Genomic DNA, 25,594 nt, shown 5'->3' with positions numbered 1-25,594 from the left:
CCACCAGGTCCACCCGCCCCGCCGCCTGCCCGACACTCCGTGGCGGGGCGGGTGGCGAGCCGGCCGGGACGCCCGTCAGGGGCGCGCGAGAGACGCGATCGGCCGGCCGCTGTCCGCGGCCGGCCGATGCGCGCACTCCTGCGGCGGTCAGCCCCGCAGCGCCGCCCCGGTCCGCTCGGCGGCCAGGGCCACGGCCGCGTCACGGGCGGCCGACGCCTCGTCGACCGTCAGCGTCCGGTCCCCGGCGCGGAAGCGCAGCGCGTACGCCAGCGACTTCCTGCCCTCGCCCAGCTGCTGCGCGTTCTCGTACACGTCGAACAGGCGGATGGACTCCAGCAGTTCGCCCGCGCCCTCGCGCAGCGCCGCCTCGACCTGCGCGGCCGGCACCGGACGGTCCACGACGAGCGCGACGTCCTGCGTGGCCACCGGGAAGCCGGAGATGCGCGGCGCCTGCGGAGTGTCGTCGCCGGCCCGCCCCACGGCGTCCAGGTCCAGCTCCATCGCGCAGGTGCGCTCGGGCAGGCCCAGCGCCTTCAGCACGCGCGGGTGCAGCTCGCCGGCGTGGCCCACGACCCGCTCGGCGCCGTCGGCGACGACCGCCAGCTCGGCGCAGCGGCCCGGGTGCCAGGGCCCGTAGCGGCCCTTGCGGACGACGAGTTCGGCGCCCGCCTCCCGGGCGACCGTGCGGGCCGCCTCGACGGCGTCGGCCCAGTCGCCGGGACGGCCCGGGCCCCACCAGCCGGCCTGCTCGCGGGCGCCCGCGAGGACGACGGCGACATGGCGCGGCTGCTCGGGCAGCGCGGCGTCGAGGCGGGCGATCTCCTCGTCGGTCGGACGCCGGTCCACCGGCAGCTGCACCGCGGCGACCTGCTCGGCGCGCGGCCGGAAGACCAGGCCGGTCTCGAACAGCGCCAGGTCGTGCGAGCCCCGCCCGTCATTGCGCCGCAGCGCGCCGAGCAGACCCGGCAGCAGCGACGTGCGCAGCACGGGCTCCTCGTCGTTGAGCGGGTTGACCAGCTTGACCACCCGGCGGGCCGGGTCGTCGGCGTCGAGGCCGAGCTGGTCGAAGACCTGCTCGGCGACGAACGGGTAGTTCGGCGCCTCGACGTAGCCGGCTCCGGCCAGTGCCCGGCCGACCCGGCGGTGCAGCCGCTGCCGGCGGGTCAGACCGCGGCCGGCGGGGGGCTTGGGCAGCGTGGAGGGCAGGTTCTCGTAGCCCTCCAGCCGGATGACCTCCTCGGCGAGGTCGTTCGGCTCCATGAGGTCGGGCCGCCAGGAGGGGACGGTGACGGTCAGCTCGTCCGACCCCTGGACGTCGCAGCCGATCTCCTGGAGCCGGCGTACGACGGTCTCGCGGCCGTAGGTGATGCCGGCGACCTTGTCGGGGTGGTCGGCCGGGACGGTGATGGTGTGCGGCGCGGAGGGCGCGACGACCTCGGTGACGCCCGCCTCGGCGGTGCCGCCGGCGAGCAGCACGAGCAGGTCGACGGTGCGCTGCGCCGCGGCGGAGGCGGCCTGCGGGTCGACGCCGCGCTCGTAGCGGCGGGACGCCTCGGACGACAGCTTGTGCCGGCGTGCCGTGCGGGCGATGGACACGGCGTCGAAGTGCGCGGCCTCGATGACGACGTCGGTGGTGCCGCCCTCGGCGTCGTGGTCGGCGATCTCGGTGTTGGCGCCGCCCATGACGCCCGCGAGCCCGATGGGTCCGCGCTCGTCGGTGATGACCAGGTCCTCGGCGTGCAGCGTGCGCGTCACGCCGTCCAGGGTGGTGAGCTTCTCGCCCTCCTCGGCCCGGCGCACGCCGATCGCGCCCTGGACGAGGGAGCGGTCGTAGGCGTGCAGGGGCTGTCCCAGCTCCATCATCACGTAGTTGGTGACGTCGACGGCGAGGGAGATCGGGCGCATGCCGACCTTCTGGAGCCGGCGCTGGAGCCAGATCGGGGAGCGGGCCTCGGGGCGCAGTCCGCTGACCGTGCGGGCGGTGAAGCGGTCGCAGGCGAGCGGCTCGGAGACCTCGACGGGGTAGCCGTGGGCGTTGGGCGCGGGCACGTCGAGCAGGGCCGGGTCGCGCAGCGGCAGGCCGTAGGCGATGGCGGTCTCGCGGGCGACGCCGCGGATGGACAGGCAGTCGCCGCGGTTGGCGGTGACGGCGATGTCGAGGACCTCGTCGACCAGTTCGAGCAGTTCGACGGCGTCCCGGCCGACCTCGGTCTCGGGCGGCAGCACGATGATGCCCTTGCTGCCGTCGTCGCCCATGCCCAGCTCGTCGCTGGAGCAGATCATGCCGTGCGAGACCTTGCCGTAGGTCTTGCGGGCGGCGATGGCGAAGCCGCCGGGGAGTTCGGCGCCCGGCAGGACGACGACGACCTTGTCGCCGACGGAAAAGTTGCGGGCGCCGCAGACGATCTCCTGCGGCTCGCCGGTGCCGTTGGCGGTGCCGACGTCGACCGTGCAGAAGCGGATCGGCTTCTTGAAGCCCTCCAGCTCCTCGATGGTCAGCACCTGGCCGACGACCAGGGGGCCCTTGAGGTCGGCGCCGAGCTGTTCGACGGTCTCGACCTCCAGGCCGGCCGAAATGAGTTTGGCCTGGACGTCACGGCCGGTTTCGGTCGCCGGCAGGTCGACGTACTCCCGCAGCCAGGAAAGCGGGACCCGCATCAGATCTCCATCCCGAAGGGCCGGGTGAACCGGACGTCACCCTCGACCATGTCTCGCATGTCATCGACGTTGTGGCGGAACATCAGCATCCGCTCGATGCCGAACCCGAAGGCGAAGCCGCTGTACTTCTCCGGGTCGACTCCGCAGGCGCGCAGCACGCGCGGGTTGACCATGCCGCAGCCGCCGAGCTCGATCCAGCCCTCGGAGGAGCAGGTGCGGCAGGGCCGGTCCGGGTTGCCGACGGACTCGCCGCGGCAGACGTAGCAGACCATGTCCATCTCGGCGGACGGCTCGGTGAAGGGGAAGAAGTTGGGCCGCAGCCGGGTCTTCATGTCCTCGCCGAACAGGGACTGGACCATGTGGTCCAGGGTGCCCTTGAGGTCCGCCATGGTCAGGCCCTCGTCGATGGCGAGCAGCTCGACCTGGTGGAAGACCGGGGTGTGGGTGGCGTCCAGCTCGTCGGTGCGGTAGACGCGGCCGGGGCAGATCACGTAGACCGGCAGCTCGCGTCCGAGCAGGGAGCGGATCTGGACGGGCGAGGTGTGGGTGCGCAGCACCACGCCGGAGTCGCCGCCGCCGTCGGGACCCTGCACGAAGAAGGTGTCGGCCTCGCCGCGGGCGGGGTGGTCGGGGCCGATGTTGAGGGCGTCGAAGTTGAACCACTCGGCCTCGGCCTCGGGGCCCTCGGCGACCTCGTAGCCCATGGCGACGAAGACGTCCTCGATGCGCTCGGAGAGCGTGGTCAGCGGGTGGCGGGCGCCGGCCGGCACACGGTCGTACGGCAGGGTGACGTCCACGTCCTCCTCGACCAGTACCCGGGCGTCCCGCTCGGCCTCCAGCTCCGCCTGGCGGGCCGCGAGGGCCTTGTTGACGGCGCCCCGGGCCTGGCCGACGCGCTTGCCGGCGTCCGCCTTGGCGTGCGGGGGCAGGGCGCCGATCTCGCGGTTGGCCAGTGCCAGCGGTGAGGCGCCGCCGGTGTGGGCGACCTTCGCCTCCTGGAGCGCGTCGAGGGAGTCCGCGGCGGCGAAGGCGGCGAGCGCCTCGTCCCGCATGCGCTCGATCTCTTCCGGTTTCAACGCCTCGACCTCGACAGGGTCGTACGACTTATTCGGTGCCGACATCTCTTCCCGTGCTTCCGATTGGCTGGCTGAAGGTCCCCGTCAGCGACTCAGGAGGCCGTTTCACGGGACGCAAAGGTGCCAAAGGCCGAGTCTAACGGGGTGGGGCTGGACGAATGCGCCCGTGGCCGTCAGGCGAGATACGCCGGAGCGGCCACGGGCAACGTAAATCGGAACTCGGCGCCGCCGCCGGGGGCGCGGCCGACCGTGATGGTGCCGCCGTGCGCCTCGACGATGCCCTTGACGATGTACAGCCCGAGGCCGGTGCCGCCGCGCTTGCTGCCCCGCCAGAAGCGGGTGAAGACGCGGTTCATGGACTCCTCCGGGATGCCGGCGCCCTCGTCGCTCACGGTGACCGACGTCGCGGCGTCCTCCCCTTCGCGGGGGGACGGGGCGGGCGTGACGTCAATGGTGACGGTTCCCTCGCCGTGCCGCACCGCATTTTCGATGAGGTTGCTGAGCACCTGGTCGATCTTGTCGGGGTCGGCCCACAGGGCGGGCAGGGGCTGCTGGATGCGCAGCAGGAACCGGTCGGCGGGCAGCCCGGCGGCGACGTAGGCCTGGATGTGGCGGCCGACGGCGGCGCCGATGTCGACGGGCTGGCGGCGCACCTCCAGGCGTCCGGAGTCGATGCGGGAGATGTCGAGCAGTTCGGCGATGAGCCGGGTGACCCGGTCGGCGTCGGCGTCGACCGTCTCCAGCATCAGCCGCTTCTGGTCGTCGGTGAACCGCTCCCACTTGGCGAGCAGGGTGGCGGTGAAGCCCTTGACGGAGGTGAGCGGGGAGCGCAGTTCGTGGGCGACGGTGGCGATCAGCTCGGCGTGGCTGCGCTCGGTGCGGCGGCGGGCCTCGGTGTCGCGCAGGCAGACGACGACGCGGGTCACCGGGCCGAGGGGGGCCGTGCGGATGTAGCGCGCGGAGACCAGCACCTCCCGGCCGCCGGGCAGCAGGAGGTTGCGCTCGGGCTGGCGGGTGCGGGTGGCGAGGCCGCCGTAGGGGTCGGTCAGCTGCCACCAGCGTCGGCCCTCCAGGTCCTCCAGGGGGAGCGCGGTGTCCAGCGGCTGTCCGAGGGCGCGGGCCGCGGGGACGGCGGTGATCCGCTCGGCGGCGGCGTTGAAGCGGACGACGCGGCCGTGCTCGTCGGCGACGACCAGCCCGTCGGGGAGGTCGTCCGGGTCGATGCCGGGCGCGGCGGATTCGCCGGTGCGGGGCGCGGGCGGACGCCGTACGTCCGGGCCTCCCGGTGCGCTGCTGGTGCCGACGCTCATCCCCGTGTCCCACCTCTCAGATGGCATGGGGGTACCCCCTGCTCAGACCGGTCCGAGAGCTCGGGGGCGTTTCCCCCGGGCTGGTCACCCTACTAGCTCTCGGTGACGGAGCGGCAGCCCGTGGCGGCGCGCTGTGCGCGGGCCGAGGCGTACAGACATACGGCCGCGGCGGTCGCGAGGTTCAGGCTCTCGGCCCTGCCGTGGATGGGGACGCGGACCACGGCGTCGGCGAGGGCGCGCGTCCCCTCGGGGAGCCCCCAGGCCTCGTTGCCGAAGACCCAGGCGGTGGGGCCGCCCATGGCGCCCTTGTCCAGCTCCTCGTCGAGATCGCGCTCCCCCGCGCCGTCGGCGGCGAGGATCCGCACGCCCGCCCTCCTGAGCCCGGCCACGGCGTGTTCGACGGGGACGCCGACGGCGACGGGCAGGTGGAAGAGGGAGCCGACGGAGGCGCGCACGGCCTTGGGGTTGTACAGGTCGACGGAGGCGTCGGTGAGGACGACGGCCTCGGCGCCGGCGGCGTCGGCGCAGCGCAGCACGGTGCCGGCGTTGCCGGGGTCGCGCACGTGGGCGAGGACGGCGACCAGCCTGGGCCGGGCGGCGAGGACGTCCTCGAAGGGCGTGTCCAGGAACCGGCAGACCCCGACCAGGCCCTGCGGGGTGACGGTGGTGGAGATGTCGGCGATGACCTGCTCGTCGGCCAGGTGGACGCGGGCGCCGGCGGCGCGTGCCGCGCCGATGACGTCGGCGTGCCGCTCGGCGGCCTCGACGGTGACGAACAGCTCCACGAGCGTGTCCGCGTGCCCGGCGGCCTCCCGTACGGCCTGCGGCCCCTCGGCGAGGAACAGCCGCTCCTTCCCCCGGAAGTTCCGCCGGGCCAGCCGGCGCGCGGCGGACACCCGGGGGGAACGGGGAGAGATCAGCTCGGGGAGGGCGGGGGGCATGCGATCCTTCACCTTCACAAGTAACTCGACGGCTGGTGCGGCGCGCCCCTCAGGGCGCGGGGCTGTATCCATGTACGGCTCCGCCGCGTGGGCGCGACCAGTCACAACCGGCCCCGCGGCCGAGAGACGACAGTGGCGGACGGCAACGACAGGACCCGCAGGCTTCGTACCTGCGGGTCCCGTTACGTCGGCTCAGCAGCCCGTGCGGCGTCACGCGGCCTTCGGCGCGTTGACGTCGCTCGGCAGCGCCTTCTTGGCGACCTCGATCAGCGCGGCGAACGCGCCGGCGTCGTTGACGGCCAGCTCGGCCAGGATCTTGCGGTCCACCTCGACGTTGGCGGCCTTCAGACCCTGGATGAAGCGGTTGTAGGTCATGCCGTTGGCGCGGGCAGCGGCGTTGATGCGCTGGATCCACAGCTGACGGAAGTCGCCCTTGCGCTTCTTGCGGTCGTTGTAGTTGTAGACCAGCGAGTGGGTGACCTGCTCCTTGGCCTTGCGGTACAGGCGCGAACGCTGACCGCGGTAGCCGGAGGCCTGCTCGAGGATCGCCCGGCGCTTCTTGTGGGCGTTGACTGCCCGCTTGACGCGTGCCACTTGTTAACTCCTTGTAGCGGGGCCGTGGGTGTCCTCACACGGCCCGAAATCGATTGGGTCCCGGTCGAAGATCAGGCGCGGCGTACGCGCCCGACGTCACTTGCCGAGAAGCTTCTTGATCTTCGCGGCGTCGCCCGGGGCCATCTCGGCGTTGCCGGTGAGGCGACGCGTCACGCGGGACGACTTGTGCTCGAGCAGGTGGCGCTTGCCGGCGCGCTCACGGAGCACCTTGCCGGAGCCGGTGATCTTGAAGCGCTTGCTGGCACCGCTGTGCGACTTGTTCTTCGGCATAGCGCCGTTCTCTCCTCGTCAGTGGCGCTCCGGTGCCCGGTCGCGAGAACCGGGCACAGGTGGAGCGTCGCTCTTGTTTCGGATACTGCCTGGGACGGGTGTGTCCCCGGGGTCACGCCTCGGCGGAAGCCTCGGCGGAAGCCTCGGCAGGCGCGTCGGCGTTCACGGCGTCCGTGTCCGCGGCGTTCTGCGAGCGGCCGGGGTTGGCCTTCGCCTCCGCCTTGCGGGCTTCCTGCGCCTGGCGAGCCTCGGCCATCGCCTCGGTCTTCTTCTTGTGCGGACCGAGAACCATGATCATGTTGCGGCCGTCCTGCTTCGGGTTCGACTCCACGAAACCGAGGTCCTGGACGTCCTCCGCGAGACGCTGCAGCAGCCGGTAGCCCAGCTCGGGCCGGGACTGCTCGCGACCACGGAACATGATCGTGATCTTGACCTTGTCGCCCTGCTTGAGGAACCGGACGACGTGACCCTTCTTGGTGTCATAGTCGTGCGGGTCGATCTTCGGCCGGAGCTTCATCTCCTTGATGACCGTGTGCGCCTGGTTCTTGCGCGCCTCACGGGCCTTCATGGCCGACTCGTACTTGAACTTCCCGTAGTCCATGAGCTTGCACACGGGCGGACGGGCGTTCGCCGCGACCTCGACCAGGTCCAGGTCGTACTCCTGCGCAAGCTCCAGTGCCTTGGCGAGTGGGACGATGCCCACCTGCTCGCCACTGGGACCGACAAGTCGCACCTCGGGAACGCGAATCCGGTCGTTGATGCGGGGCTCGGCGCTGATGGATCCTCCTCGGTAGCACCACGCGACGGTCTGGCGGACAGCCGCGTAACGTCTGTGTTCGTTAGACCTAACCGCGCCGAGACACGAAAAATGCCCCGGACGATCACAGGCGGGGCTCCTCGAACTACCGGAGCACCGCCGCGGGGATCGCGGGGCGCACTTTCGGGCGGATGGCCGCCACAAGGGACGGCACCGCCTGACCGGTGACCCGCCGCCCGGTGGGCGGTCGGGTGGGAGTTCGAAAGCCTCCACTTGTAGGTCGGGCTCGCGGGCCGTGAGGCATACGTGTCCGACCGGTCGTTACACAAGGTTAGCAGCTCGGCCAGGCGAGGGCTAACCGAGGCTGACTGGGGACCGGCGCCGCGGTGCCCCTATCGTGTCCGGCATGAGTGACTCCTCAGCCGACACGCCCGATTTCAACGAGATGACCCGCGACATCGCCGAGGTGCCCGCGGTCGAGGTGATCGTGACGGTCGCCGTCAATCTGATGAGCGCCGCCGCGGTGAAGCTCGGTCTCACCGAGGAGGGCGAGAAGCACAAGGACCTGGACGAGGCCCGCAAGCTGATCCACGCCCTCGCCGGTCTGATGGACGGGAGCGCGACCGAGATCAGCTCGTTCCACGCGGCGCCGCTGCGGGACGGCCTGAAGTCCCTGCAGCTGGCGTTCCGCGAGGCCTCCGTCGTCCCGGACGAGCCGGGGCAGGGGCCGGGCGAGAAGTACACCGGCCCGGTCTACGGCTGACGGGCCGGCGCCCGCTCACGACGACTTCACGTACAGGGGCTCGCCCGGAGGCGTGGTCCCGGCCGGCAGCAGTGCCAGGTCGAGGCCGCGCACCAGGCGGGCCCTGAGCGTTTCGTCGGCGGCGATGCGCCGGGCCACCGAGCGGGCGGCGTCGGCGGGGCTCGCGGCCGGGTCGAGGACGAGGGCGAGGGTGCCGTCGGCCTGTCCGGGGCCGAGGTGGGCGCGGACGACGCCGGGCTCGGCGGCCACCGCGGCCCGGACCGCCGCGAGCACCGCGGGGTCGGCGAGCGGATCGACCGTGGTCCGTCCCTCGGCGAGCGCCCGCAGGGCGGCCCCGGTCAGCTCGAACGGCACCGGCCCGGCCAGGTCCAGGACGACGGTGTCCGCCTTCTCGTGCGCCGCCGCGCGCAGCGCCTGGTGCAGCGGTACGGCCACGGGGCGGGCCCGCGGGTCCCAGCGGGCCAGCGACGCGGTGGAGGTGAAGGCGGGCAGCGCGGTCCGGCCGCCGGCTCTGAGGGTGGGGACGGCCATGTCGCTGGTCTTCTCGCGGCGCAGACCCTTCTCGTCCTCCTCCACCTCGCCGAGCACGGCGACGACGGGCACGAGCAGCCGGGCGCCCTCCAGCGCGCGCAGCACCGGCTCGACGGCGGTCCGGTCCTCGGCCCAGGCCGCGAGGGCGGCGCTCAGCGCGGGGTCGGCACGGCCGTCGTCGTCGGCGTAGCCCGGATCGGGGATGTTCTTGTTCGCCACGTCCCCGACCCTATCGGGGGCGGACGCGCGCGCCGGGGCCGGGCGGGTGGCGGTCCGGGCGTCAGAAGGCGTCGTACGCGCGCCGGCCCCGCCACAGCACGACGGCCGCGACCAGCAGGACCCCGCCGACGCTGCCCGCCAGGGGGGCCGCCCAGCCGGTGGCGTCGTCGGCGCGGTCGGGGGCCTCGGGGCCGGGGCCGAAGTACTCGTCGCCGTACGCCGCCGACCGCAGGCCCTGCGGCTTCAGGCCGGCCGCCCTCTCGATGGCGGCGGCCGGGTCGACGAAGCCGAAGCCGCGGGAGTCGTCGCGGCCGTCGGCCGGGGCGTTGCGGGCGGTGTCCTGGAGGAGCCGCTTGATCTGGGCCGGGGTCAGGCCCGGGTGGGCGGCCTTCACCAGGGCGACGGCGCCGGAGACGAAGGCGGCGGCGGCGCTGGTGCCCCAGCCCTCGTAGTACTTGCCGTCCGGGTCGGCGATGACGACGTCGACGCCGGGGGCGCTGACCGTGGCGTACCAGCGGCGGGTGGAGAAGGAGGCGCGGGTGCCGTAGCGGTCGACGGCGGTCGCGGCGATCACGCCGGGATAGGCGGCCGGGTAGGAGATGTGGTCGCCCTTCTCGCCGCCGTTGCCCGCGGAGGCGACGACGACGGCGCCCTTGCGCAGCGCGTACTGGACGGCCTCGTCCTCGGCGGGTTCGGGGTGGGCGGAGGCGGAGTCGTCGCCGAGGGAGAGGTTGATGACGTCGGCGCCCTGGTCGGCGGCCCAGCGGATGCCGTCGGCGAGCGCGTTGCCGCGGGTCTTGCGGGCCTTGGCGCGGGAGGGGTCGCCGTCCTCCAGGATCACCCGGACCGGGAGGATCCTCGCCTCGGGGGCGATGCCCATGACGCCGTCGGCGTTGCCGGCGCCGTGTCCGTGGCCGGCGATGATCCCGGCCATGGCGGTGCCGTGCCGGGCCCAGGCACGGTCGCCGCGGCGCGCTCCGAAGCCGACCATGTCCTTGGTGGGCAGGACGTTGCCGGCGAGGTCGGGGTGCCGGTCGTCCACGCCGGTGTCGAGGACGGCGACGGTGATGCCGGCGCCCCTGGTGGTCCGCCAGGCCTGGTCGGTGTGCATGGCCTCCAGGGACCACTGCTGGGCGCGGATGCCGTCGGCGTGGGCGGCGGTGGGCGGGACGAGGGCGAGGGAGGCGGCGAGCAGCCCGCTGAGCAGGGCGGCCCTCCGGGTCGTCGTGCGGCTCGGGCTCATGAGGGCTGCTCCGTGGCCGAGGTGATGTTCCTGCGCAGGCTGCGCTCCACCCGGTCGGCGAGGCCCTTGGCCTCGTGGCCGAGGCCCGCCTGGGCGGGGGCGGTGGTGGCGCCGGAGCGCATGGCCTCGGCGGCGGGCTGGGGGGCGTCGACGCGGCGGCCGTCGGCCCAGCCGGAGACGGCGTAGACGACGACGGGGGCCTCGGTGAGGACGGAGACCGTCCAGGAGGCGCGCTGGTCGTCGCCGAACGCGGCGGCCGGGGTGCCCTTCGCCGCGTACGGGCGGGGCATCAGGTCGGTGCGGCGGGCGAGGCCCTCGCGTTCGAACCGCCGGTCCAGCGAGCGCATCGCGGCGGCGTCGGCCTTGGTGAAGAGCAGGCCGACGGTGGTGACGTGGCTGCGGGTGGCGTCGGTGTAGGTGGCGCGCAGCAGGCGGGCGCAGCCGACCGGGGCGAGGGCCTTGCGCAGCAGCGGGTCGAAGGCGCCGGCGCAGCCGCTGTCGGGGGCGACGGCGATACGGGTCCAGGTGCGGTCGGCGCCGCCCGGGCCGGCGCCGGTGCCGGCCACGGTGGGCGGGAAGAGCTGGTCGACCGGGGCGCTGTGCCACAGGTCGGCGGCGGCCGCGAAATTCCCGCGGCCCCCGTCGCCGCCGGACCCGCCGACGAGCCAGCTTCCGGTGACGGCCCCGCCCATGAGCCCGAGGCCGAGGACGACGCAGACCCCGGCGGCGACGAGCCGGCCGTGCCGGCGCAGTGGCCGGTCGTCGTAGGCCTCGGGCTCTGCGAACCGGACGACGGGACGGACCGTTTCACCGGGCACGGACGGGGCGCTCCAGGACAAGGCGGGGCCGGGGGGCAGTGAGGGCACGGGGAGGGCGGGCGCGGGCTCGGCGGGGACGGGGCGCAGCCGCCGGGTCGTCCCGGCGGCCGCCTCGGGTGGCGGCGCGTCGCCGGTGCGGTGGGGTGGGGGCGCCCCGGCGGAGGGGGGCCGGGTGGTCCGGGTCGGTCCAGGTGCTCGGCCGCCGTCCGGCGCGGCGCCGGGTCCCGGATCGCCGCCGGGGCGCCGGCCGTCGCGGCCGGCGGCGGGAGGCGTGTCGGGGAAGCGGGCCGAGGCGACGGGCGGGGGCGGGGTGAAGGGGCCGCCGGCGGCCCCGTGGGACGACGGCTCGGGAAAGCGGACGCCGGTCGTGGGGCCGCGGTCGCCGCTGCCTTCGTGCGCCGACGGCCCGGCGGCGGACGGCCGGGGGCCGGACGGGCCGGGGCTCTTCGACCGCGCCGACGGGCGCTCGGCCGACGCGCCCGGTCCGGTGCGCGGGCTCGGAGCGGACGGGCCGGATGCCGGGCCGGTCCGGGACGCCGACGCCTCCCCCGAGCGGTGGGAAGCGGGTGCCGGCGGCTCGCGTCGCGGGCGGTGCGGGCCCGCGTCCGGCGCGGTCCCCGGCTTCGGGGCCGACGCCGGACCCGTCTCGCCAGGCGGGTGCGGCGCGGAGGGTGGCGGGGTCGTGGGGGGCGGGGGTACGGGGGTGTGGCGTGCGTCCGTGCTCATGCACCCCCCCCGTTTCCTCGTGCCGGGCCGCATCGTCGTGCCCGGGGCCGCTCCTCCGTGCGTGCGCGTCACTTTACGGGTTGTCCCCCGGCCCACGGGAACCAGTCCGCGAGGCCGGGGCATCTGCCCGGAACATCCCTCTACCCTGCGGTAATCCGGTCTGGCAGGCTTCGTTCATGACTGCGCGCGCCGCCGACCGGGCCCGTTACGACCGGGCCACCGCCCATCTGGACGCCCCCGTCGCGATCGTCGACCTGGACGCCTTCGACGCCAACGCTGACGACCTCGTGCGCCGGGCCGGGGGCAAGCCGGTGCGGGTGGCCAGCAAGTCCGTGCGCTGCCGCGCCCTGCTCGAACGCGTCCTCGCCCGGGACGGGTTCGCGGGCGTCATGTCGTTCACCCTGGCCGAGTCCCTGTGGCTGGCCCGCTCCGGCTTCGACGACGTCCTGCTCGCCTATCCCTCCGCCGACCGCGCCGCCTACGCCGAGCTGACCGCCGACCCGAAGCTCGCCGCCGCCGTCGCGGTGATGATCGACGACCCCGCCCAGCTGCGGCTGATCGACGCGGCCCGCGACGGGGGACGCGAAGTCGTGCGGGTGTGCCTGGAGTTGGACACCTCCCTGCGGCTGCTGGGCGGCCGGGTCAGGATCGGGGCGCGGCGCTCGCCGCTGCACTCCCCCGCCGAGGTCGCGGAGTTGGCGCGCGCGGTGGCCCGGCGGCCGGGGTTCGAGGTCGTGGGGCTGATGGCGTACGAGGGTCATGTGGCCGGCGTCGGCGACGCGGTGGCGGGGCGGCCGTTGAGGTCGCGGGCGGTGCGGCTGATGCAGGCCGCGGCACGCAGGGAGCTGGCGGAGCGGCGTGCCGCGGTGGTGCGGGCCGTGCGGGCGGTCGCGCCGGGGCTGGAGTTCGTCAACGGCGGCGGCACGGGCAGCGTGCAGTACACGGCGGTGGAGGACGCGGTCACCGAGGTCGCCGCCGGGTCGGGGCTGTACGTGCCGCGGCTGTTCGACCACTACACGTCGTTCACCGGCCGCCCGGCCGCCCTGTTCGCCCAGCCGGTCGTGCGCCGGCCCGGTGTCGGCGTGGTGACCGTCCTCGGCGGCGGCTACCCGGCGTCCGGCGCGGCCGGGCAGGACCGCCTCCCGGTGCCGTACCTGCCCGAGGGGCTGCGGTACGACCCCCAGGAGGGCGCCGGCGAGGTGCAGACGCCGCTGCTCGGGGCCGCGGCGGACGACCTGCTGATCGGCGACAAGGTGTGGTTCCGGCACGCCAAGGCCGGTGAGCTGTGCGAGCGGTTCGACACGCTGCACCTCGTGCGGGGCGACCGGGTGGCGCAGAGCGTGCCGACGTACCGGGGCGAGGGGCGCACGTACCTGTGACGGCGCTGCACGGCCCCCTGCGGCGGCTCAGTCCGACGACGGGCCGATGCTGCTGCCCACGCCGCCGCCCGTGCCCGTGCCGTCGACCGAGCGGATCCCGTCGGTGATGCGGTCCATGTCCGCGAGCGGCGGCCCGTCCTCCCCCGCGTCGAAGACGTACCGCACGATCACCGGCGCCTCGGTGCCGACGCTGGACTGGAAGGCGAGGGACTGGACGTAGCCGCCGGGGCCGAGGGCCGTCTCGACGCGCCAGCGGACGTAGTAGCCGGCGCGGCCCGCCACCGCGACGGGACCGGAGGCGACGAGCCGGTGGGACTCGATGCCGCCGAAGGGGCGCCCGCCGACGAGGTCGTGGTCGTAGGCGTCGTCGGCCGCGTCCTCGATGTCGCCCTTGGCGAGGGCCTCGGGGGACGTCTCGTCGTTGTCGGTGACGGTGCGGGAGATGACCAGGCCGTGGCGGCAGACGCCGGGGTCGCCCGGGCAGTCGTAGGTGCCGTCCGTGGTCATCAGGACGTCGTCGACGGCGATGTTCTCCGGGCGTTCCCAGCCGTCGAGCAACGGCACGGTGAAGCCGTTGAGTTCGTCCACGACGACGGTCGGGTCCTCCTCCTGCGGCGGGTCGGAGGGGGTGGCCGTCGGGGCGGGCCGTTCCTCGGCCGGGGTGGGGGGCGCGGTGGTGGCCGCCGCCGCGCCGCCCTCGTCGCCGCCGTCCTGCCCCAGCAGGAACGCGCCCGCGCCGATCGCGGCGACCAGCACCGCGCCGGCGACGGTGAGGGCGACGGCCTTGGAGCGGGCGGGGCCGGCGGGCCGGGCGGGCGCGGGCGGCGCCGGCTCGGGCGGGCGCCGGTGCTCGGTCCAGGCCGTGCCGTCCCACCAGCGCTCGACGTGCGGTGCGTGGGGGTCGCGGTACCAGCCGGGCGGGGTCGTCATGCTCATCCCCGCCACTCTAGGGCCGCCCTACAGCGGCGTGACGTACGCCCCCGCGATGCCGCCGTCGACCAGGAAGTCGGTGGCGTTGACGAAGGAGGAGTCGTCGCTGGCCAGGAAGGCCACGGCGGCGGCGATCTCGTCGGCCTCGGCGAACCGGCCGACCGGGACGTGCACGAGCCGGCGGGCGGCGCGCTCCGGGTCCTTGGCGAACAGCTCCCGGAGCAGGGGGGTGTTGACCGGGCCGGGGCACAGCGCGTTGACGCGGATGCCCTCGCGGGCGAACTGCACGCCCAACTCGCGGGACATGGCGAGCACGCCGCCCTTGGAGGCCGTGTACGAGATCTGCGAGGTGGCCGCGCCCATCCGGGCCACGAAGGACGCGGTGTTGATGATCGAGCCCCTGCCCTGCCGCCGCATGTAGGGAATGGCGGCCTTGCAGCACAGGTACACCGACGTGAGGTTGACCTCCTGGACGCGCTTCCACGCCTCCAGGCCGGTCTCCAGGATGGAGTCGTCGTCGGGCGGGGAGATCCCGGCGTTGTTGAAGGCGACGTCGACGCTGCCGTAGGTGTCGTACGCCGCCTTGAACAGCGCCTCGACCTGGTCCGGGTCGGTGACGTCGACCTTCACGAACAGCCCGCCGACCTCCTCGGCGACCGCCTTGCCGCGCGTCTCGTCGACGTCGCCGCAGACGACGCGGGCGCCCTCGGAGGCGAGCCGGCGGGCGGTGGCGAGTCCGATGCCGCTGCCGGCTCCGGTGACGACGGCGGTACGGCCGACCAGGCGGCGGCAGACGGTCTCGGGCGAGGTGTTCCCGCCGGGCGGGACGTTCTCGTCGGCAGATGCGGCGGTCACTGTGCGGGGCCCTCCGTGCTCTGGGTGCTGATGAAGACGTTCTTGGTCTCGGTGAAGGCGGTCAGCGCGTCGGGGCCCAGTTCGCGGCCCACGCCGGACTGCTTGAAACCGCCGAAGGGGGTCCAGTAGCGCACGCTGGAGTGGGAGTTGACGGACAGGTTGCCGGCCCGTACGGCGCCCGAGACGCGCAGGGCGCGGCCGAGGTCGCGGGTCCAGATGGAGCCGGACAGCCCGTAGGGGGTGTCGTTGGCGAGGCGGACGGCGTCGTGTTCGTCGCGGAAGGGCAGCAGGACGGCGACCGGGCCGAAGATCTCTTCGCGGGCCGCGTCGGAGTCGGGCCGCTGGCCGGTGAGCACGGTCGGCGGGAACCAGAAGCCGGGTCCGCTCGGGGCGCTGCCGCGCAGGGCGGGCGCGTCGTCGGGCACGAACGAGCGCACCCGCTCCACCTGACGGCGTGAGATCAGCGGCCCCATCTGCGTCTTCTCGTCGGCCGGGTCGCCGACGACCACGGCCGCCAGCTGTCGGGCGAGCAGGTCGGCGACCTCGTCGTACACGCTCTCCTGGACGAGGATGCGGGTGCGGCCGCAGCAGTCCTGGCCGGCGTTGTCGAGGAAGGAGAAGGGGTCGACGGCGGCCTGCAGGTCGGCGTCTGCGAAGACGACGTTGGGGCTCTTGCCGCCGAGTTCGAGGGTGACGGGCTTGATGTGCCGGGCGCAGCGCTCCATGACCTCGCGGCCGGTGCGGGTGGACCCGGTGAACACGATCTTGGCGACGCCGGGGTGGTCGACCAGGGCGCGGCCGGTGATGCGGCCGTGGCCGGGCAGCACCTGGAAGAGGTGTTCGGGCAAGCCCGCCGCCAGGCCGAGTTCGGCCAGGCGCAGGGCGGTGAGCGGGGTGGTCTCGGCGGGTTTGAGGAGGACGGCGTTGCCCGCGGCGAGGGCGGGGAAGGAGCCCCAGGCGGCGATGGGCATGGGGAAGTTCCAGGGGGCGATGACGCCGACGACGCCGAGGGGTTCGTGGAAGGTGACGTCCCAGCCGCCGGGCACGGGGATCTGCCGCCCGGTGAGGCGTTCGACACCGCCGGCCGCGTAGAGCAGCAGGTCGCGGGCGTTGCCGGCCTCCCAGCGGGCGTCGCCGAGGAGGTGGCCGGCCTCGCGGACCTCCAGCAGCGCCAGTTCCTCGGCGTGCGCGTCGACGGTGTCGGCGAAGCGGCGCAGCAGCCGGGCCCGGTCGGCGGGTGCGGCGGCGGCCCAGGCGGCCTGGGCGGCGCCCGCGCGGGCGACGGCGCGGTCCACGTCGGCCGCGTCGGCGACGGGGACGGTGGCGACGACCTCTTCGGTCGCCGGGTTGAGCACCGTCAGCTCGTGCGGGTTCGGCTCGTCGGACACGGGGGGCCTCACAGGCGTTCGAAGGAGCGGCGCAGTTCCCAGTCGGTCACCGCCGCGTCGAAGGCCTCGATCTCGACGCGGGCCATGTTGCGGTAGTGGGCGACGACCTCGTCCCCGAAGGCCGCGGCGGCGATGGGGCTGTTCTCCCACAGCTCGGCGGCTTCGCGGAGCGTGGTGGGGACGTGTGCGTAGCCGGCGGTGTAGGCGTTGCCGGGGCACGGCTCGGGCAGCTCCAGCCTGTGTTCGACGCCGTGCAGTCCGGCGGCGACCATCGCGGCGACCGCGAGGTACGGGTTGACGTCGCCGCCGGGCAGCCGGTTCTCGAAGCGCAGGGAGCGGCCGTGGCCGACGACGCGCAGGGCGCAGGTGCGGTTGTCGTGGCCCCAGGCGACGGCGGTCGGGGCGAACGAGCCGGGCTGGAAGCGTTTGTACGAGTTGATGTTGGGCGCGTACAGCAGGGAGAAGTCGCGCAGTGCGGCGAGCTGCCCGGCGAGGAAGTGCCGCATCACCTCGGACATGCCGCCCTCGCCGTCGCCCGGCATGGCGGAGGCGCCGGCCGGGTCGGCGAGGGAGAGGTGGATGTGGCAGGAGTTGCCCTCGCGTTCGTTGAACTTGGCCATGAAGGTGAGCGAGACGCCTTCCTGGGCGGCGATCTCCTTCGCGCCGGTCTTGTAGACGGCGTGCTGGTCGCAGGTGACCATGGCCTCGTCGTAGCGGAAGGCGATCTCGTGCTGGCCGGGGTTGCACTCGCCCTTGGCGGACTCGACGGTCAGTCCGGCGCCCGCCATCTCGTTGCGGATGCGGCGCAGCAGGGGTTCGACGCGGCCGGTGCCGAGGACGGAGTAGTCGATGTTGTACTGGTTGGCCGGGGTCAGGCCGCGGTAGCCGGTGTTCCAGGCCTGTTCGTAGCTGTCCTTGAAGACGATGAACTCCAGCTCGGTGCCGACCTGCGCGGTGTGTCCGAGGGCGGCGAGGCGGTCGAGCTGGCGGCGCAGGATCTGGCGGGGCGCGGGCGCGACCGGCGTGCCGTCGGCCCAGGCGAGGTCGGCGATGACCAGGGCGGTGCCCTCGTTCCACGGCACGCGGCGCAGGGTGCGCAGATCCGGGTGCATGGCGAAGTCGCCGTAGCCGCGGTCCCAGGAGGACATCGCGTAGCCGTCGACGGTGTTCATCTCGGTGTCGACGGCGAGGAGGTAGTTGCAGCCCTCCGTGCCGTGTTCGAGGACCTCGTCGAGGAAGAAGCGGGCGGCGAACCGCTTGCCCTGGAGCCGGCCCTGCATGTCGGGGAAGGCCAGGACGACGGTGTCGATCTCGCCGCCGGCGACGAGGGCGTGCAGTTCCTCGACCCCGAGCGGGGCGGTGCGGTCGGGCACGGGAGAGTCTCCTCGGGGCTGCTTCGTTCCACCGTCGGCCATAAGGTATTGCCGGGAACCATTGCTTGGGAAGGGGGCACGGCCGCATGCGCGACGAACCCGCCGGCGTGGACCGGCTGACCGCCGTACTGCGGCCGGTGCGGGCGGGCAACGGCTTCGAGGAGGCGCTGGAGCAGATCCTCCAGGTGGTGCGGCTCGGACTGGTCCCGGAGGGCGGTCGGCTGCCGGCGGAGCGCGAGCTGGCGGAGCGGCTCGGGATCAGCCGGGTGACGCTGCGGGAGGTGCTGAAGGTGCTGCACGAGCAGGGGCTGGTGGAGTCCCGGCGCGGGCGGTACGGCGGGACGTTCGTGCTGCCGCGTCCGGCGGACCGGGCGGACGGGGACGAGCTGCGCCGCCGGGTGGCGGGCACCGACGTGGAGGACGTGCTGCGCTTCCGGGAGGTGCTGGAGGTGGGCGCGGCGGGCCTGTGCGCGGCGCACGGCCTGACGCAGGGGCAGGCGCGGCGGCTGCGCGAGGCCCTGGAGCGCACGCACGACGCGCCGCTCGCCGAGTACCGCCGCCTGGACACGCTGCTCCACCTCACCCTGGCGGACCTGTGCGGCTCCCCCACCCTGGCGGCGCAGTACGCGGCGGTCCGGGCGACCCTGAACGACCTGCTGGACTGCATCCCGCTGCTGGTGCGCAACCTGGAGCATTCCCAGCGCCAGCACACGGCCCTGGTCGGGGCGGTGCTGGAGGGCGACGCGGACGGGGCGCGGGAGATGATGCGGGAGCACTGCGCGGGCACGGCGGCGCTGCTGCGCGGGTTCCTCGCCTGACGCCGCGCCGCAAAGGTGTGCATGACGACCATTACCGGGGAGGGGTCGGGATGAACGGGCGGCCGTTGATCGGCGTCAGCACGTATCTGGAGACGGGGACGCGCTGGGGCGCGTGGGACCTGGAGGCGGCGCTGCTGCCCGCGGGCTACCCGCGCCTGATCCAGCGGGCGGGCGGCCTGGCGGCGATGCTCCCGCCGGACGCCCCCGAGCACGCGGCGGCGGCGGTCGCCCGGGTGGACGGCCTGGTGATCGCGGGCGGCCCGGACGTGGACCCGTCCCGCTACGGCGCGGACCGCGACCCCCGCACCGGCCCGCCCGCCCCCGCCCGGGACGCCTGGGAACTGGCCCTCATCGACGCGGCCCTGGCCGCCGGCGTGCCGCTGCTCGGCATCTGCCGGGGCATGCAGCTGCTGAACGTCGCCCGGGGCGGCACGCTGGTCCAGCACTTGGACGGCCACGCGGAGCTGGTCGGCGTCTTCGGCCATCACCCCGTCGAGCCGGTCCCGGGGACGCTGTACGCCTCCGTCGTCCCGGAGAAGACCGACGTGCCCACGTACCACCACCAGTCCGTGGCCGGCCTCGGCGCCGGCCTGGTCCCCTCGGCCCACGCCGTGGACGGCACGGTGGAGGCGATCGAGCTGCCCTCGGCGCGGGGCTGGGTCCTGGGCGTGCAGTGGCATCCGGAGATGGGCGAGGACCTGCGGGTGATGCGGGCGCTGGTCGCGGCGGCCACCGCCTGATCCGCCGGCGCAGCCGTCGAGCGCGGCGTCGCCCTGGGCACGCTGGAACGGGCGCAGGGCGGGGATGCCGGGCGGCGGGGGCGGCAGGCTGTGGCGCGGGAAGAGGTCCCGAGCGACGTGGGGCGGTGGGGCCGGCGCCGGCGGTCTGCACGTCCCGCCCGCCGACGCCGGCCGGTTGCCGGGCGGGGGTCACGGAGCGGCCGGCGGGCGTCAGGACGCTTCGGGCCGGGCCTGTGGGGACGAGGGGCGGGCCCGTGGGCGCGAGGGCCGGGCAGCCTCCGCACGCCCCGCAGGCCTCGGCCGGCCGCCGGGCCGGAACGCTCAGCGGCGGGTCAGCGCCAGCAGGTCGCGGGCCGGGCCCGTGGGGCGGTGGCCGGTGGGCCAGACCGCCTTGAGGGAGCGGCGCAGCGGGACGCCGGCCAGGGGGATGCGGACCAGGCGGCCCGTGGCCAGTTCCTCGCCGACCGCCAGTTCGCTCAGGACGGCGGGGCCCGCGCCCTGGATCGCGGAGGCCTTCACCGCGGTGGTGGAGGACAGTTCGATCAAGGGGCGGGCGAGGCCGCCGAGGGCCGCGTCCAGGACCTGCCGGGTGCCCGAGCCCTCCTCGCGCAGGATCAGCGGGGTCGCCGCCAGCTCCTGCGCGGGCAGCGGACGGCGCCGGCGTGCCCAGGGGTGGCCAGGCGCGGTCACCACGACCAGGTGGTCGTGGGCGACGACCGCCGAGTCCAGGCCGGGCGGCACGGTGAGCCCCTCCACGAACCCCAGGTCCGCCTCGTCGGCGAGCAGCCTCTGCGCCACCGCGGCGGAGTTGCCCGCGAGCAGCGACACCGCGGTGTCCGGCCGTTGCCGGCGCAGGGCGAGCAGCCAGCCGGGCAGCAGGTACTCGGCGATGGTCATGCTCGCCGCCACCCGCAGCCGGGAGTCCCGGCGGTCCCGCAGCGCCTGCGCCCCGGCGTCGAAGGCCTCCGCGGCCTCCACCACCCGCCGCGCCCAGTCCGTGACCAGCGCCCCGGCGTCCGTGAGCCGGGAGCCGCGCGGTGAGCGGTCGACCAGGGCCACGCCGAGCTGGCGTTCCATGGAGCGGATCCGGCTGCTCGCCGCCGGCTGGGTGACCCCGACCTCCCGCGCCGCCGCCCCGAGGCTGCCGAGGCGCGCCACCGCCAGCAGCAGCTCCAGCGCGCCGAGATCCGGCACCCGGTGCGCGAGGGTGCCCGCGGGCCCCTCGTCCGCGCTCCCGTTGTCCCGTTCCTCCGTCCGGCTCATCGGCCCAGCTTATGTGCAGCCGCGGAGGCTGCTACCGAGCCCGGTCCTGGAGCGCCTCGATGTGCTCGGCCACCGCGACGACCAGCACGCGGGTGTCCGGGACGGTGGCGCGCCAGCGGTGCCGCACCCCGCCCGTGAGGTACAGGGTGTCGCCGCGGCCGAGCCGGTACGCGCGGCCCTCCGCCTCGATCTCGACGGCGCCGTCGGCGACGTACATCAGCTGGTCGTTGCGGTGCTGGAACTCGCGCCCGGCCTCGTGGTCGCCGGTGAACTCGGAGGCGTGCATCTGGTGGTGGCCGCGGACCAGGGAGCGGACCTGCGGTTCGGCGGACGGCTCGGCGGACTCGGCGCGCACGACGTCCACGCTGCACGCCGGGTCGGCCGCGGCGAGGAGTTCCACGGCGGTGGTGCGCAGGGCGTCGGCGACCTTCTCCAGGGAGCTGCGGCTGGGCCGCGCCCGGTCGTTCTCCACCTGGCTGAGGAAGGGGACGGACAGTCCGCTGCGCTCGGCCACGACGGCGAGGGTGAGCTCCAGCGCACGGCGCCGCCGCCGGACGGCCGCGCCCACCCGAAGGGGCTGGTCTTTGTGGTCGCCCATCGCTCGGCTCCCTCCTTCGCTCGTCGGCCGGGTCCCGGTGCGCCGCTGTCCGGACGCGCTCCTGCATCGAGGAGTTCTCTGCACCCTACGCATGTTCGGCAAACCGTTTCATGCGCCCTTCACATCGGCGTAAACACCCCGTGGCCCGGACGTGCTGGTTCGCGCCACCGGATCGGCCGCGCGGACGGCGGTACGGGCACTCCCGCGCCTCGTACAACGCGGGTGGCGGGCCGGTTTGTTCTCCGGCCCCGCCGGGGTGCCGCCGCGTCCGCGCACGCCCGCGGCGGCAGGGCGAAACCCCGGTCCGGCCCGGGGAACCTCCGCCCGCGCCCGGGTCCGGGCAGTGCGTAGCTCTGCGTGGTTGGCCGGATCCGCGCGGGGCCGCGCACGCCGAAGGGGCGGGCCTCGCCGGACGCGTCGGTCGTCCGGCGAGGCCCGCCCCTCGGCAGGGCGTCCCGGGCCGGTCAGGGTCGGCCGGGGACGCCGGTTCGGGCGCCGCCCAGCGGGGCGGCGGTCACTACGGGGTCATCCGCCGCGCGACCTCCGGGTGGTCCTCCAGCCAGGCGGCGACGGCTTCCTCCTCGTGCCCCTGGCCACGGTCCTTGATCTCCCGCTCCAGGGTGCCCAGCTCCTCCTCGCTCATACGGAAGTTCCTGATCCACTCGGTGAGCTGCGGATACTGCTCCGGGAACCGCTCGCTGGAGATGGTGTGGATGGTGTTGCCCTCGCCGAAGTGCTTCGCCGGGTCCTTCAGCTTGGTCAGCTCGTACTCGCTGTACGCCCAGTGCGGGGACCACAGGGTGACGGCGATCGGCTTCTTCTCGGCGTAGGCCCGTTTCAGCTCGGCCAGCATCGCCGGGGTGGAACCGTCGACGACCTCGTACTCGTCCTGGAGGCCGTAGCCGGGCAGCACCTCGTTCTTGAGCAGGTTCATCTCGCCGGTGCCCGGTTCGATGCCGATGATCCGGCCGTCGAACAGGTCGGCCTTGCCCTTGAGGTCCTCCAGGGAGTCGACGCCCTTGACGTAGGAGGGGACGGCGATCTCCAGGGAGGTCGGCGCGTACCAGGAGCCGAGGTCGTTGAGCCGGTCCTTGTACCGGTCCCAGTAGTTCTTCTGGGCGTGCGGCAGCCAGGCGTCGAAGTTGAGGTCGAGGTCGCCGGAGGCGAGGCCGGTGTAGACCGGGCCGACGTCCATCTGCTTGAGGTTCAGCCGGTAGCCGCGCCGCTCCAGGACGTTCTTCCAGAGATACGTGACGGCGATGTCCTCGTCCCAGGGGAACCAGGCCACGTCCACCGGCCGCTTCGCCTCGGCCGGGGTGCCGCCGGTGCCGCCGTCGACCGGGGCCAGCTCGTCCACCAGGCCGGGGTTGCGCTCCAGCCAGGCGCGGACGGCCTCCTGCTGCCGCCCCTTGCCCGCCTTGTTGATCTGGGCCTCCAGGCTGGTGAGCTGCTTCTCGGTCATCGAGAAGTCCTTCAGCCACCGGCCGACGACGGGGTTGTCCTCGGCGAAGCCCTTGCGGGAGAGCGTGTGCACCCCGTCGCCCTCGCCCCAGGCGCCCTTCGGGTCCTTCAGCTTCTTCAGGTCGTAGTCGTTGTACGCCCAGTGCGGGGACCACAGGGTGACGACGACGGGCTTCTTGTCGGCGTAGGCCCGCTTGAGCTGGGCCAGCATCGCGGGCGTGGAGCTGTCCACGACGTCGTACTCGCCCTCCAGGCCGTACTCCTCGAGGACCTTGCCCTTGAGCAGGGCCATCTCGCCGGCGCTGGGCTCGATGCCGGTGATCTCGCCGTCGAAGAGGCCCGCCCTGCCCTTGAGGTCCTCCAGGGAGTCGACGCCCTTGACGTAGGAGGGGACGGCCAGCTCCAGGGAGGTCTTGTCGTACCAGGCGCCGAGGTCGTCCAGCCGGTCGCCGTACTTCTTCCAGTACTGCTCGTGCGTGGTGGGCAGCCAGGCGTCCGTCTGGAAGTCGACGTCGCCCTGCGCGAGCGAGGTGTACAGGGGACCGGCCTCGAACTGCCTGGCCTCGACGTCGTAGCCGCGCCGCTCCAGGATCTCCTTCCACAGGAAGGTGGAGGCGACGCCCTCGTCCCAGGGGATGTAGCCGATGCTGACCTTCTCGCCCTTGCCGACGTTCTTGCCGTCGGCCGCGGCGGTGGCGTCCTGTCCGCCGCTGCCGAAGATCCCCATGCCGCCCGCGACGAGCGCGAGCACGACCACGCCGATCACGGCGACGGCCGGGCGGGGCCGGTACGACCAGAAGCTCGTGCCGTGACCGGCCCGCAGCCGGGCGGCGGCACGGCGGCCGACCGGGGACACCTGGGCGCCGAGGGCGCTGGTCATCCGGTCGAGGTAGATCGCGAGGATGACGATCGCCACGCCCGCCTCCGAGCCGAGGCCGACGTTCAGCTGGCCGATGGCCTCGTTGACGTCGCCGCCGAGGCCGCCGGTGCCGACCATGCCGGCGATGGCGGCCATCGACAGGCCGAGCATGATGACCTGGTTCACGCCGGCCATGACGGTGGGCAGGGCGAGCGGCAGCTGGACGCGCAGCAGGGTGCTGCGGGGCGTGGTGCCGAACGCCTCGGCCGCCTCCACCAGTTCCTTGTCGACCTGTCGGATGCCCAGCTCGGTCATCCGGACGCCGGGGGCGAGGGCGAAGATCAGGGTGGCGACGATGCCCGCGGGGGCGCCGGTGCCGAAGAACAGGATGGCCGGGATGAGGTAGATCATCGCGGGCAGCGTCTGCATGAAGTCCAGCACCGGCCGCACCAGCGAGCCGACCCGGTCCGAGCGGGCCGCCCAGATGCCCAGCGGCACCGAGATCACCAGGGCGACCACGGTGGCGACGAGGACCAGCGAGAGGGTCACCATCGCGTTCTCCCACAGGCCCAGGGAGTCGATGAAGGCGAAGCCCGCGAAGGCCAGGACGCCGGCGAGGGCGCCGCGCAGCCAGAACGCGATCACGGCGAAGACGCCGGCGAGCAGCAGCGGCTCGGGGGCCTGGAGGACGGCGTCGATGGCGTCGTAGATGCCGAGGATGACGCTCTGCAGGAAGTCGAACAACCAGCCCATGTGCAGGGTGAGCCAGTCGACGGCGTCGTTGACCCAGGCGCCGAGTTGGATCCTAGGCACGGGCGGTCACCTTCTCTCCGTCGCCCCCGCGCGGGGCGTCGCAGTCCCGCACGGCCGCCTCCTCGCTCCCCTCGCCCGCCTCGCCGCCGAGCACGCCGACCAGCCGCTGCCGGGGCACGACGCCGACCAGCCCGCGCTCGCCGTCGACGACGGCGACGGGGTGGCTGAGCCGGGCGCTGAGCGCGCACAGGTCGGTGAAAGGGGTCTCAGGCGTCGCGATCTCGCAGCCGCAGTCGGCCTCGTCGCCGCGCACCGCGCGGTCCATGACGGCGCCGGCGGTCAGTACGCGCGAGCGGTCGACGTCCTGGATGAAGGAGGCGACGTAGTCGTCGGCGGGGCGCAGCAGGATGTCCTCCGCGCTGCCGGTCTGCACGATCCGGCCGTCGCGCATGACGGCGATGCGGTCGCCGAGGCGCATGGCCTCGTTGAGGTCGTGGGTGATGAAGACGATCGTCTTCTTCAGCGTCCGCTGGAGCTCCAGCAGCTGGTCCTGCATGTCGCGGCGGATCAGCGGGTCCAGGGCGCTGAAGGACTCGTCCATCAGCAGCAGATCGGCGTCGGTGGCGAGCGCGCGGGCGAGTCCCACGCGCTGCTGCATGCCGCCGGACAGCTCGTCGGGCCAGGAGTCCTCCCACCCGGCCAGACCGCACAGGGCCAGCGCCTCGCCGGCGCGGCGCTCGCGCTCGGCGCGGGGCACGCCCTGCACGGACAGGCCGTAGGCGGCGTTCTCCAGCACACTGCGGTGCGGGAAGAGGGCGAAGTGCTGGAAGACCATGCTGATCTTGTGCGAGCGGACCTCGCGCAGCGCCCGGTCGCCGAGCCCGGTCAGGTCCCGGCCGTCGAAGCGGACCGTGCCGGCGGTCGGCTCCAGCAGCCCGTTGAGCATCCGGAGCAGCGTGGACTTGCCGGAGCCGGACAGGCCCATGACCACGAAGATCTGGCCCGGGTCGACGGTGAAGGAGGCGTCGATCACGGCGGCGGTGGCGCCGTCGGCACGCAGCTCCTCCCGGTCGGCTCCACCGCGCAGCCGTTCGACTGCCTCGTCCGGTCGTCTGCCGAACACCTTGTACAGATGCTCGGCTTCCAGTCTGGAAGACACGCTTACCTCTTGCCTCGGGAACAACGGCGGGCGACGACGGACCGCGACTCGACTGCTGAAGCCGCAACGGGCGTCGCCGCACGAGAGCCGC

At 74.1% G+C, this 25,594-nt stretch carries 22 protein-coding genes; 4 read left to right on the top strand and 18 right to left on the bottom strand.

Annotation, left to right across the window (positions count from 1 at the left end; all coding sequences use genetic code 11):
• Positions 1–147 precede the first annotated feature (147 nt).
• From pheT to infC, 7 genes are all read right to left on the bottom strand, one after another.
• Positions 148–2,658 carry a phenylalanine--tRNA ligase subunit beta gene (gene pheT, locus ACZ6KF_RS17945; protein WP_469159130.1) on the bottom strand — a complete coding sequence of 837 codons (2,511 nt, stop codon included), beginning with the start codon at positions 2,656–2,658 and terminating at the stop codon, positions 148–150.
• Complete coding sequence (pheS, locus tag ACZ6KF_RS17940) at positions 2,658–3,779, bottom strand: phenylalanine--tRNA ligase subunit alpha (protein WP_356627026.1); 1,122 nt, start codon at positions 3,777–3,779, stop codon at positions 2,658–2,660. Before pheS ends, pheT begins: the two co-directional genes overlap by 1 nt.
• Before the next feature lie 128 nt (positions 3,780–3,907).
• A complete protein-coding gene (locus ACZ6KF_RS17935) occupies positions 3,908–5,044 on the bottom strand; it encodes a sensor histidine kinase (protein WP_469239231.1) in 1,137 nt (378 codons plus the stop codon).
• 92 nt (positions 5,045–5,136) lie between these two features.
• The gene (locus tag ACZ6KF_RS17930; RefSeq protein ID WP_469239180.1) at positions 5,137–5,985 is read right to left on the bottom strand and encodes a TrmH family RNA methyltransferase; all 849 of its coding nucleotides are present in this window, start codon (positions 5,983–5,985) and stop codon (positions 5,137–5,139) included.
• Between the two features lie 210 nt (positions 5,986–6,195).
• On the bottom strand, positions 6,196–6,579 hold the full coding sequence (gene rplT, locus ACZ6KF_RS17925) for a 50S ribosomal protein L20 (protein ID WP_356627024.1): 384 nt from the start codon (positions 6,577–6,579) through the stop codon (positions 6,196–6,198).
• Positions 6,580–6,675: 96 nt separating this feature from the next.
• Positions 6,676–6,870 carry a 50S ribosomal protein L35 gene (gene rpmI, locus ACZ6KF_RS17920; protein ID WP_003977225.1) on the bottom strand — a complete coding sequence of 65 codons (195 nt, stop codon included), beginning with the start codon at positions 6,868–6,870 and terminating at the stop codon, positions 6,676–6,678.
• Positions 6,871–6,982: 112 nt separating this feature from the next.
• A complete protein-coding gene (infC, locus tag ACZ6KF_RS17915; RefSeq protein ID WP_356627133.1) occupies positions 6,983–7,648 on the bottom strand; it encodes a translation initiation factor IF-3 in 666 nt (221 codons plus the stop codon).
• 385 nt (positions 7,649–8,033) lie between these two features.
• On the opposite strand from infC, the gene ACZ6KF_RS17910 reads away from it, so the two are divergent.
• A complete protein-coding gene (locus ACZ6KF_RS17910; protein ID WP_356627023.1) occupies positions 8,034–8,390 on the top strand; it encodes a DUF1844 domain-containing protein in 357 nt (118 codons plus the stop codon).
• 15 nt (positions 8,391–8,405) lie between these two features.
• On the opposite strand, the gene ACZ6KF_RS17905 is transcribed toward ACZ6KF_RS17910, so the two are convergent.
• The 3 genes from ACZ6KF_RS17905 to ACZ6KF_RS17895 all read right to left on the bottom strand — a co-directional run bounded on the left by ACZ6KF_RS17905 (position 8,406) and on the right by ACZ6KF_RS17895 (position 11,201).
• Positions 8,406–9,140: an SseB family protein gene (locus ACZ6KF_RS17905; RefSeq protein WP_356627022.1), complete on the bottom strand. Its 735-nt coding sequence runs from the start codon at positions 9,138–9,140 to the stop codon at positions 8,406–8,408.
• A 61-nt stretch (positions 9,141–9,201) separates the two neighbouring features.
• Positions 9,202–10,383: a type VII secretion-associated serine protease mycosin gene (gene mycP / locus ACZ6KF_RS17900; protein ID WP_469239178.1), complete on the bottom strand. Its 1,182-nt coding sequence runs from the start codon at positions 10,381–10,383 to the stop codon at positions 9,202–9,204.
• Positions 10,380–11,201, bottom strand: a complete 822-nt coding sequence (locus ACZ6KF_RS17895; protein ID WP_356627020.1) for a hypothetical protein — start codon at positions 11,199–11,201, stop codon at positions 10,380–10,382. Before ACZ6KF_RS17895 ends, mycP begins: the two co-directional genes overlap by 4 nt.
• A 902-nt stretch (positions 11,202–12,103) precedes the next feature.
• Between ACZ6KF_RS17895 and ACZ6KF_RS17890 the strand changes: the two genes are divergently transcribed.
• The gene (locus ACZ6KF_RS17890; protein ID WP_469239176.1) at positions 12,104–13,306 is read left to right on the top strand and encodes an amino acid deaminase/aldolase; all 1,203 of its coding nucleotides are present in this window, start codon (positions 12,104–12,106) and stop codon (positions 13,304–13,306) included.
• Positions 13,307–13,333: 27 nt separating this feature from the next.
• Here the strand turns inward: ACZ6KF_RS17890 and ACZ6KF_RS17885 are convergent, their stop codons facing one another.
• The 4 genes from ACZ6KF_RS17885 to ACZ6KF_RS17870 are packed head-to-tail and all read right to left on the bottom strand — an operon-like array spanning position 13,334 to position 17,852.
• Positions 13,334–14,236 carry a DUF2510 domain-containing protein gene (locus tag ACZ6KF_RS17885; protein WP_356627132.1) on the bottom strand — a complete coding sequence of 301 codons (903 nt, stop codon included), beginning with the start codon at positions 14,234–14,236 and terminating at the stop codon, positions 13,334–13,336.
• Between the two features lie 27 nt (positions 14,237–14,263).
• Entirely contained in the window at positions 14,264–15,091 is an 828-nt protein-coding gene (locus tag ACZ6KF_RS17880) for a 3-oxoacyl-ACP reductase (protein WP_356627018.1), read from the bottom strand.
• Entirely contained in the window at positions 15,088–16,479 is a 1,392-nt protein-coding gene (locus ACZ6KF_RS17875; RefSeq protein ID WP_469239174.1) for an aldehyde dehydrogenase family protein, read from the bottom strand. The genes ACZ6KF_RS17880 and ACZ6KF_RS17875 overlap by 4 nt, the downstream gene beginning before the upstream one ends.
• An 8-nt stretch (positions 16,480–16,487) precedes the next feature.
• Positions 16,488–17,852 (bottom strand): glutamine synthetase family protein, encoded by a 1,365-nt coding sequence (locus tag ACZ6KF_RS17870; RefSeq protein WP_469239171.1) that lies wholly within the window; start codon positions 17,850–17,852, stop codon positions 16,488–16,490.
• 86 nt (positions 17,853–17,938) lie between these two features.
• Between ACZ6KF_RS17870 and ACZ6KF_RS17865 the strand changes: the two genes are divergently transcribed.
• Both ACZ6KF_RS17865 and ACZ6KF_RS17860 read left to right on the top strand, forming a co-directional pair.
• Positions 17,939–18,670, top strand: a complete 732-nt coding sequence (locus tag ACZ6KF_RS17865; protein WP_469159126.1) for a FadR/GntR family transcriptional regulator — start codon at positions 17,939–17,941, stop codon at positions 18,668–18,670.
• 50 nt (positions 18,671–18,720) lie between these two features.
• The gene (locus tag ACZ6KF_RS17860; protein ID WP_469159125.1) at positions 18,721–19,410 is read left to right on the top strand and encodes a gamma-glutamyl-gamma-aminobutyrate hydrolase family protein; all 690 of its coding nucleotides are present in this window, start codon (positions 18,721–18,723) and stop codon (positions 19,408–19,410) included.
• Positions 19,411–19,731: 321 nt separating this feature from the next.
• Here the strand turns inward: ACZ6KF_RS17860 and ACZ6KF_RS17855 are convergent, their stop codons facing one another.
• The 4 genes from ACZ6KF_RS17855 to ACZ6KF_RS17840 all read right to left on the bottom strand — a co-directional run bounded on the left by ACZ6KF_RS17855 (position 19,732) and on the right by ACZ6KF_RS17840 (position 25,503).
• Positions 19,732–20,673 (bottom strand): LysR family transcriptional regulator, encoded by a 942-nt coding sequence (locus tag ACZ6KF_RS17855; protein WP_469159124.1) that lies wholly within the window; start codon positions 20,671–20,673, stop codon positions 19,732–19,734.
• 31 nt (positions 20,674–20,704) lie between these two features.
• Positions 20,705–21,271, bottom strand: a complete 567-nt coding sequence (locus ACZ6KF_RS17850; protein WP_356627012.1) for a helix-turn-helix domain-containing protein — start codon at positions 21,269–21,271, stop codon at positions 20,705–20,707.
• A gap of 517 nt (positions 21,272–21,788) precedes the next feature.
• Complete coding sequence (locus ACZ6KF_RS17845) at positions 21,789–24,404, bottom strand: ABC transporter permease/substrate binding protein (RefSeq protein ID WP_469239169.1); 2,616 nt, start codon at positions 24,402–24,404, stop codon at positions 21,789–21,791.
• A complete protein-coding gene (locus ACZ6KF_RS17840; RefSeq protein WP_469239167.1) occupies positions 24,397–25,503 on the bottom strand; it encodes a quaternary amine ABC transporter ATP-binding protein in 1,107 nt (368 codons plus the stop codon). Before ACZ6KF_RS17840 ends, ACZ6KF_RS17845 begins: the two co-directional genes overlap by 8 nt.
• Positions 25,504–25,594: the final 91 nt, after the last annotated feature.

It is taken from the genome of Streptomyces sp. NPDC046379 (assembly GCF_055587785.1).
The sequence above is the reverse complement of the archived record's forward strand: the minus strand, read 5'-3'. Positions and strand labels throughout refer to the sequence as shown.

Excerpts from the sequence above, each read along its gene's own strand:
- pheT (WP_469159130.1), bottom strand. The coding sequence starts at position 2,658 with ATGCGGGTCCCGCTTTCCTGGCTGCGGGAGTACGTCGACCTGCCGGCG.
- pheS (WP_356627026.1), bottom strand. The coding sequence starts at position 3,779 with ATGTCGGCACCGAATAAGTCGTACGACCCTGTCGAGGTCGAGGCGTTG.
- ACZ6KF_RS17935 (WP_469239231.1), bottom strand. The coding sequence starts at position 5,044 with ATGAGCGTCGGCACCAGCAGCGCACCGGGAGGCCCGGACGTACGGCGT.
- ACZ6KF_RS17930 (WP_469239180.1), bottom strand. The coding sequence starts at position 5,985 with ATGCCCCCCGCCCTCCCCGAGCTGATCTCTCCCCGTTCCCCCCGGGTG.
- rpmI (WP_003977225.1), bottom strand. The coding sequence starts at position 6,870 with ATGCCGAAGAACAAGTCGCACAGCGGTGCCAGCAAGCGCTTCAAGATC.
- ACZ6KF_RS17910 (WP_356627023.1), top strand. The coding sequence starts at position 8,034 with ATGAGTGACTCCTCAGCCGACACGCCCGATTTCAACGAGATGACCCGC.
- mycP (WP_469239178.1), bottom strand. The coding sequence starts at position 10,383 with ATGAGCCCGAGCCGCACGACGACCCGGAGGGCCGCCCTGCTCAGCGGG.
- ACZ6KF_RS17890 (WP_469239176.1), top strand. The coding sequence starts at position 12,104 with ATGACTGCGCGCGCCGCCGACCGGGCCCGTTACGACCGGGCCACCGCC.
- ACZ6KF_RS17885 (WP_356627132.1), bottom strand. The coding sequence starts at position 14,236 with ATGACGACCCCGCCCGGCTGGTACCGCGACCCCCACGCACCGCACGTC.
- ACZ6KF_RS17865 (WP_469159126.1), top strand. The coding sequence starts at position 17,939 with ATGCGCGACGAACCCGCCGGCGTGGACCGGCTGACCGCCGTACTGCGG.
- ACZ6KF_RS17860 (WP_469159125.1), top strand. The coding sequence starts at position 18,721 with ATGAACGGGCGGCCGTTGATCGGCGTCAGCACGTATCTGGAGACGGGG.
- ACZ6KF_RS17855 (WP_469159124.1), bottom strand. The coding sequence starts at position 20,673 with ATGAGCCGGACGGAGGAACGGGACAACGGGAGCGCGGACGAGGGGCCC.
- ACZ6KF_RS17850 (WP_356627012.1), bottom strand. The coding sequence starts at position 21,271 with ATGGGCGACCACAAAGACCAGCCCCTTCGGGTGGGCGCGGCCGTCCGG.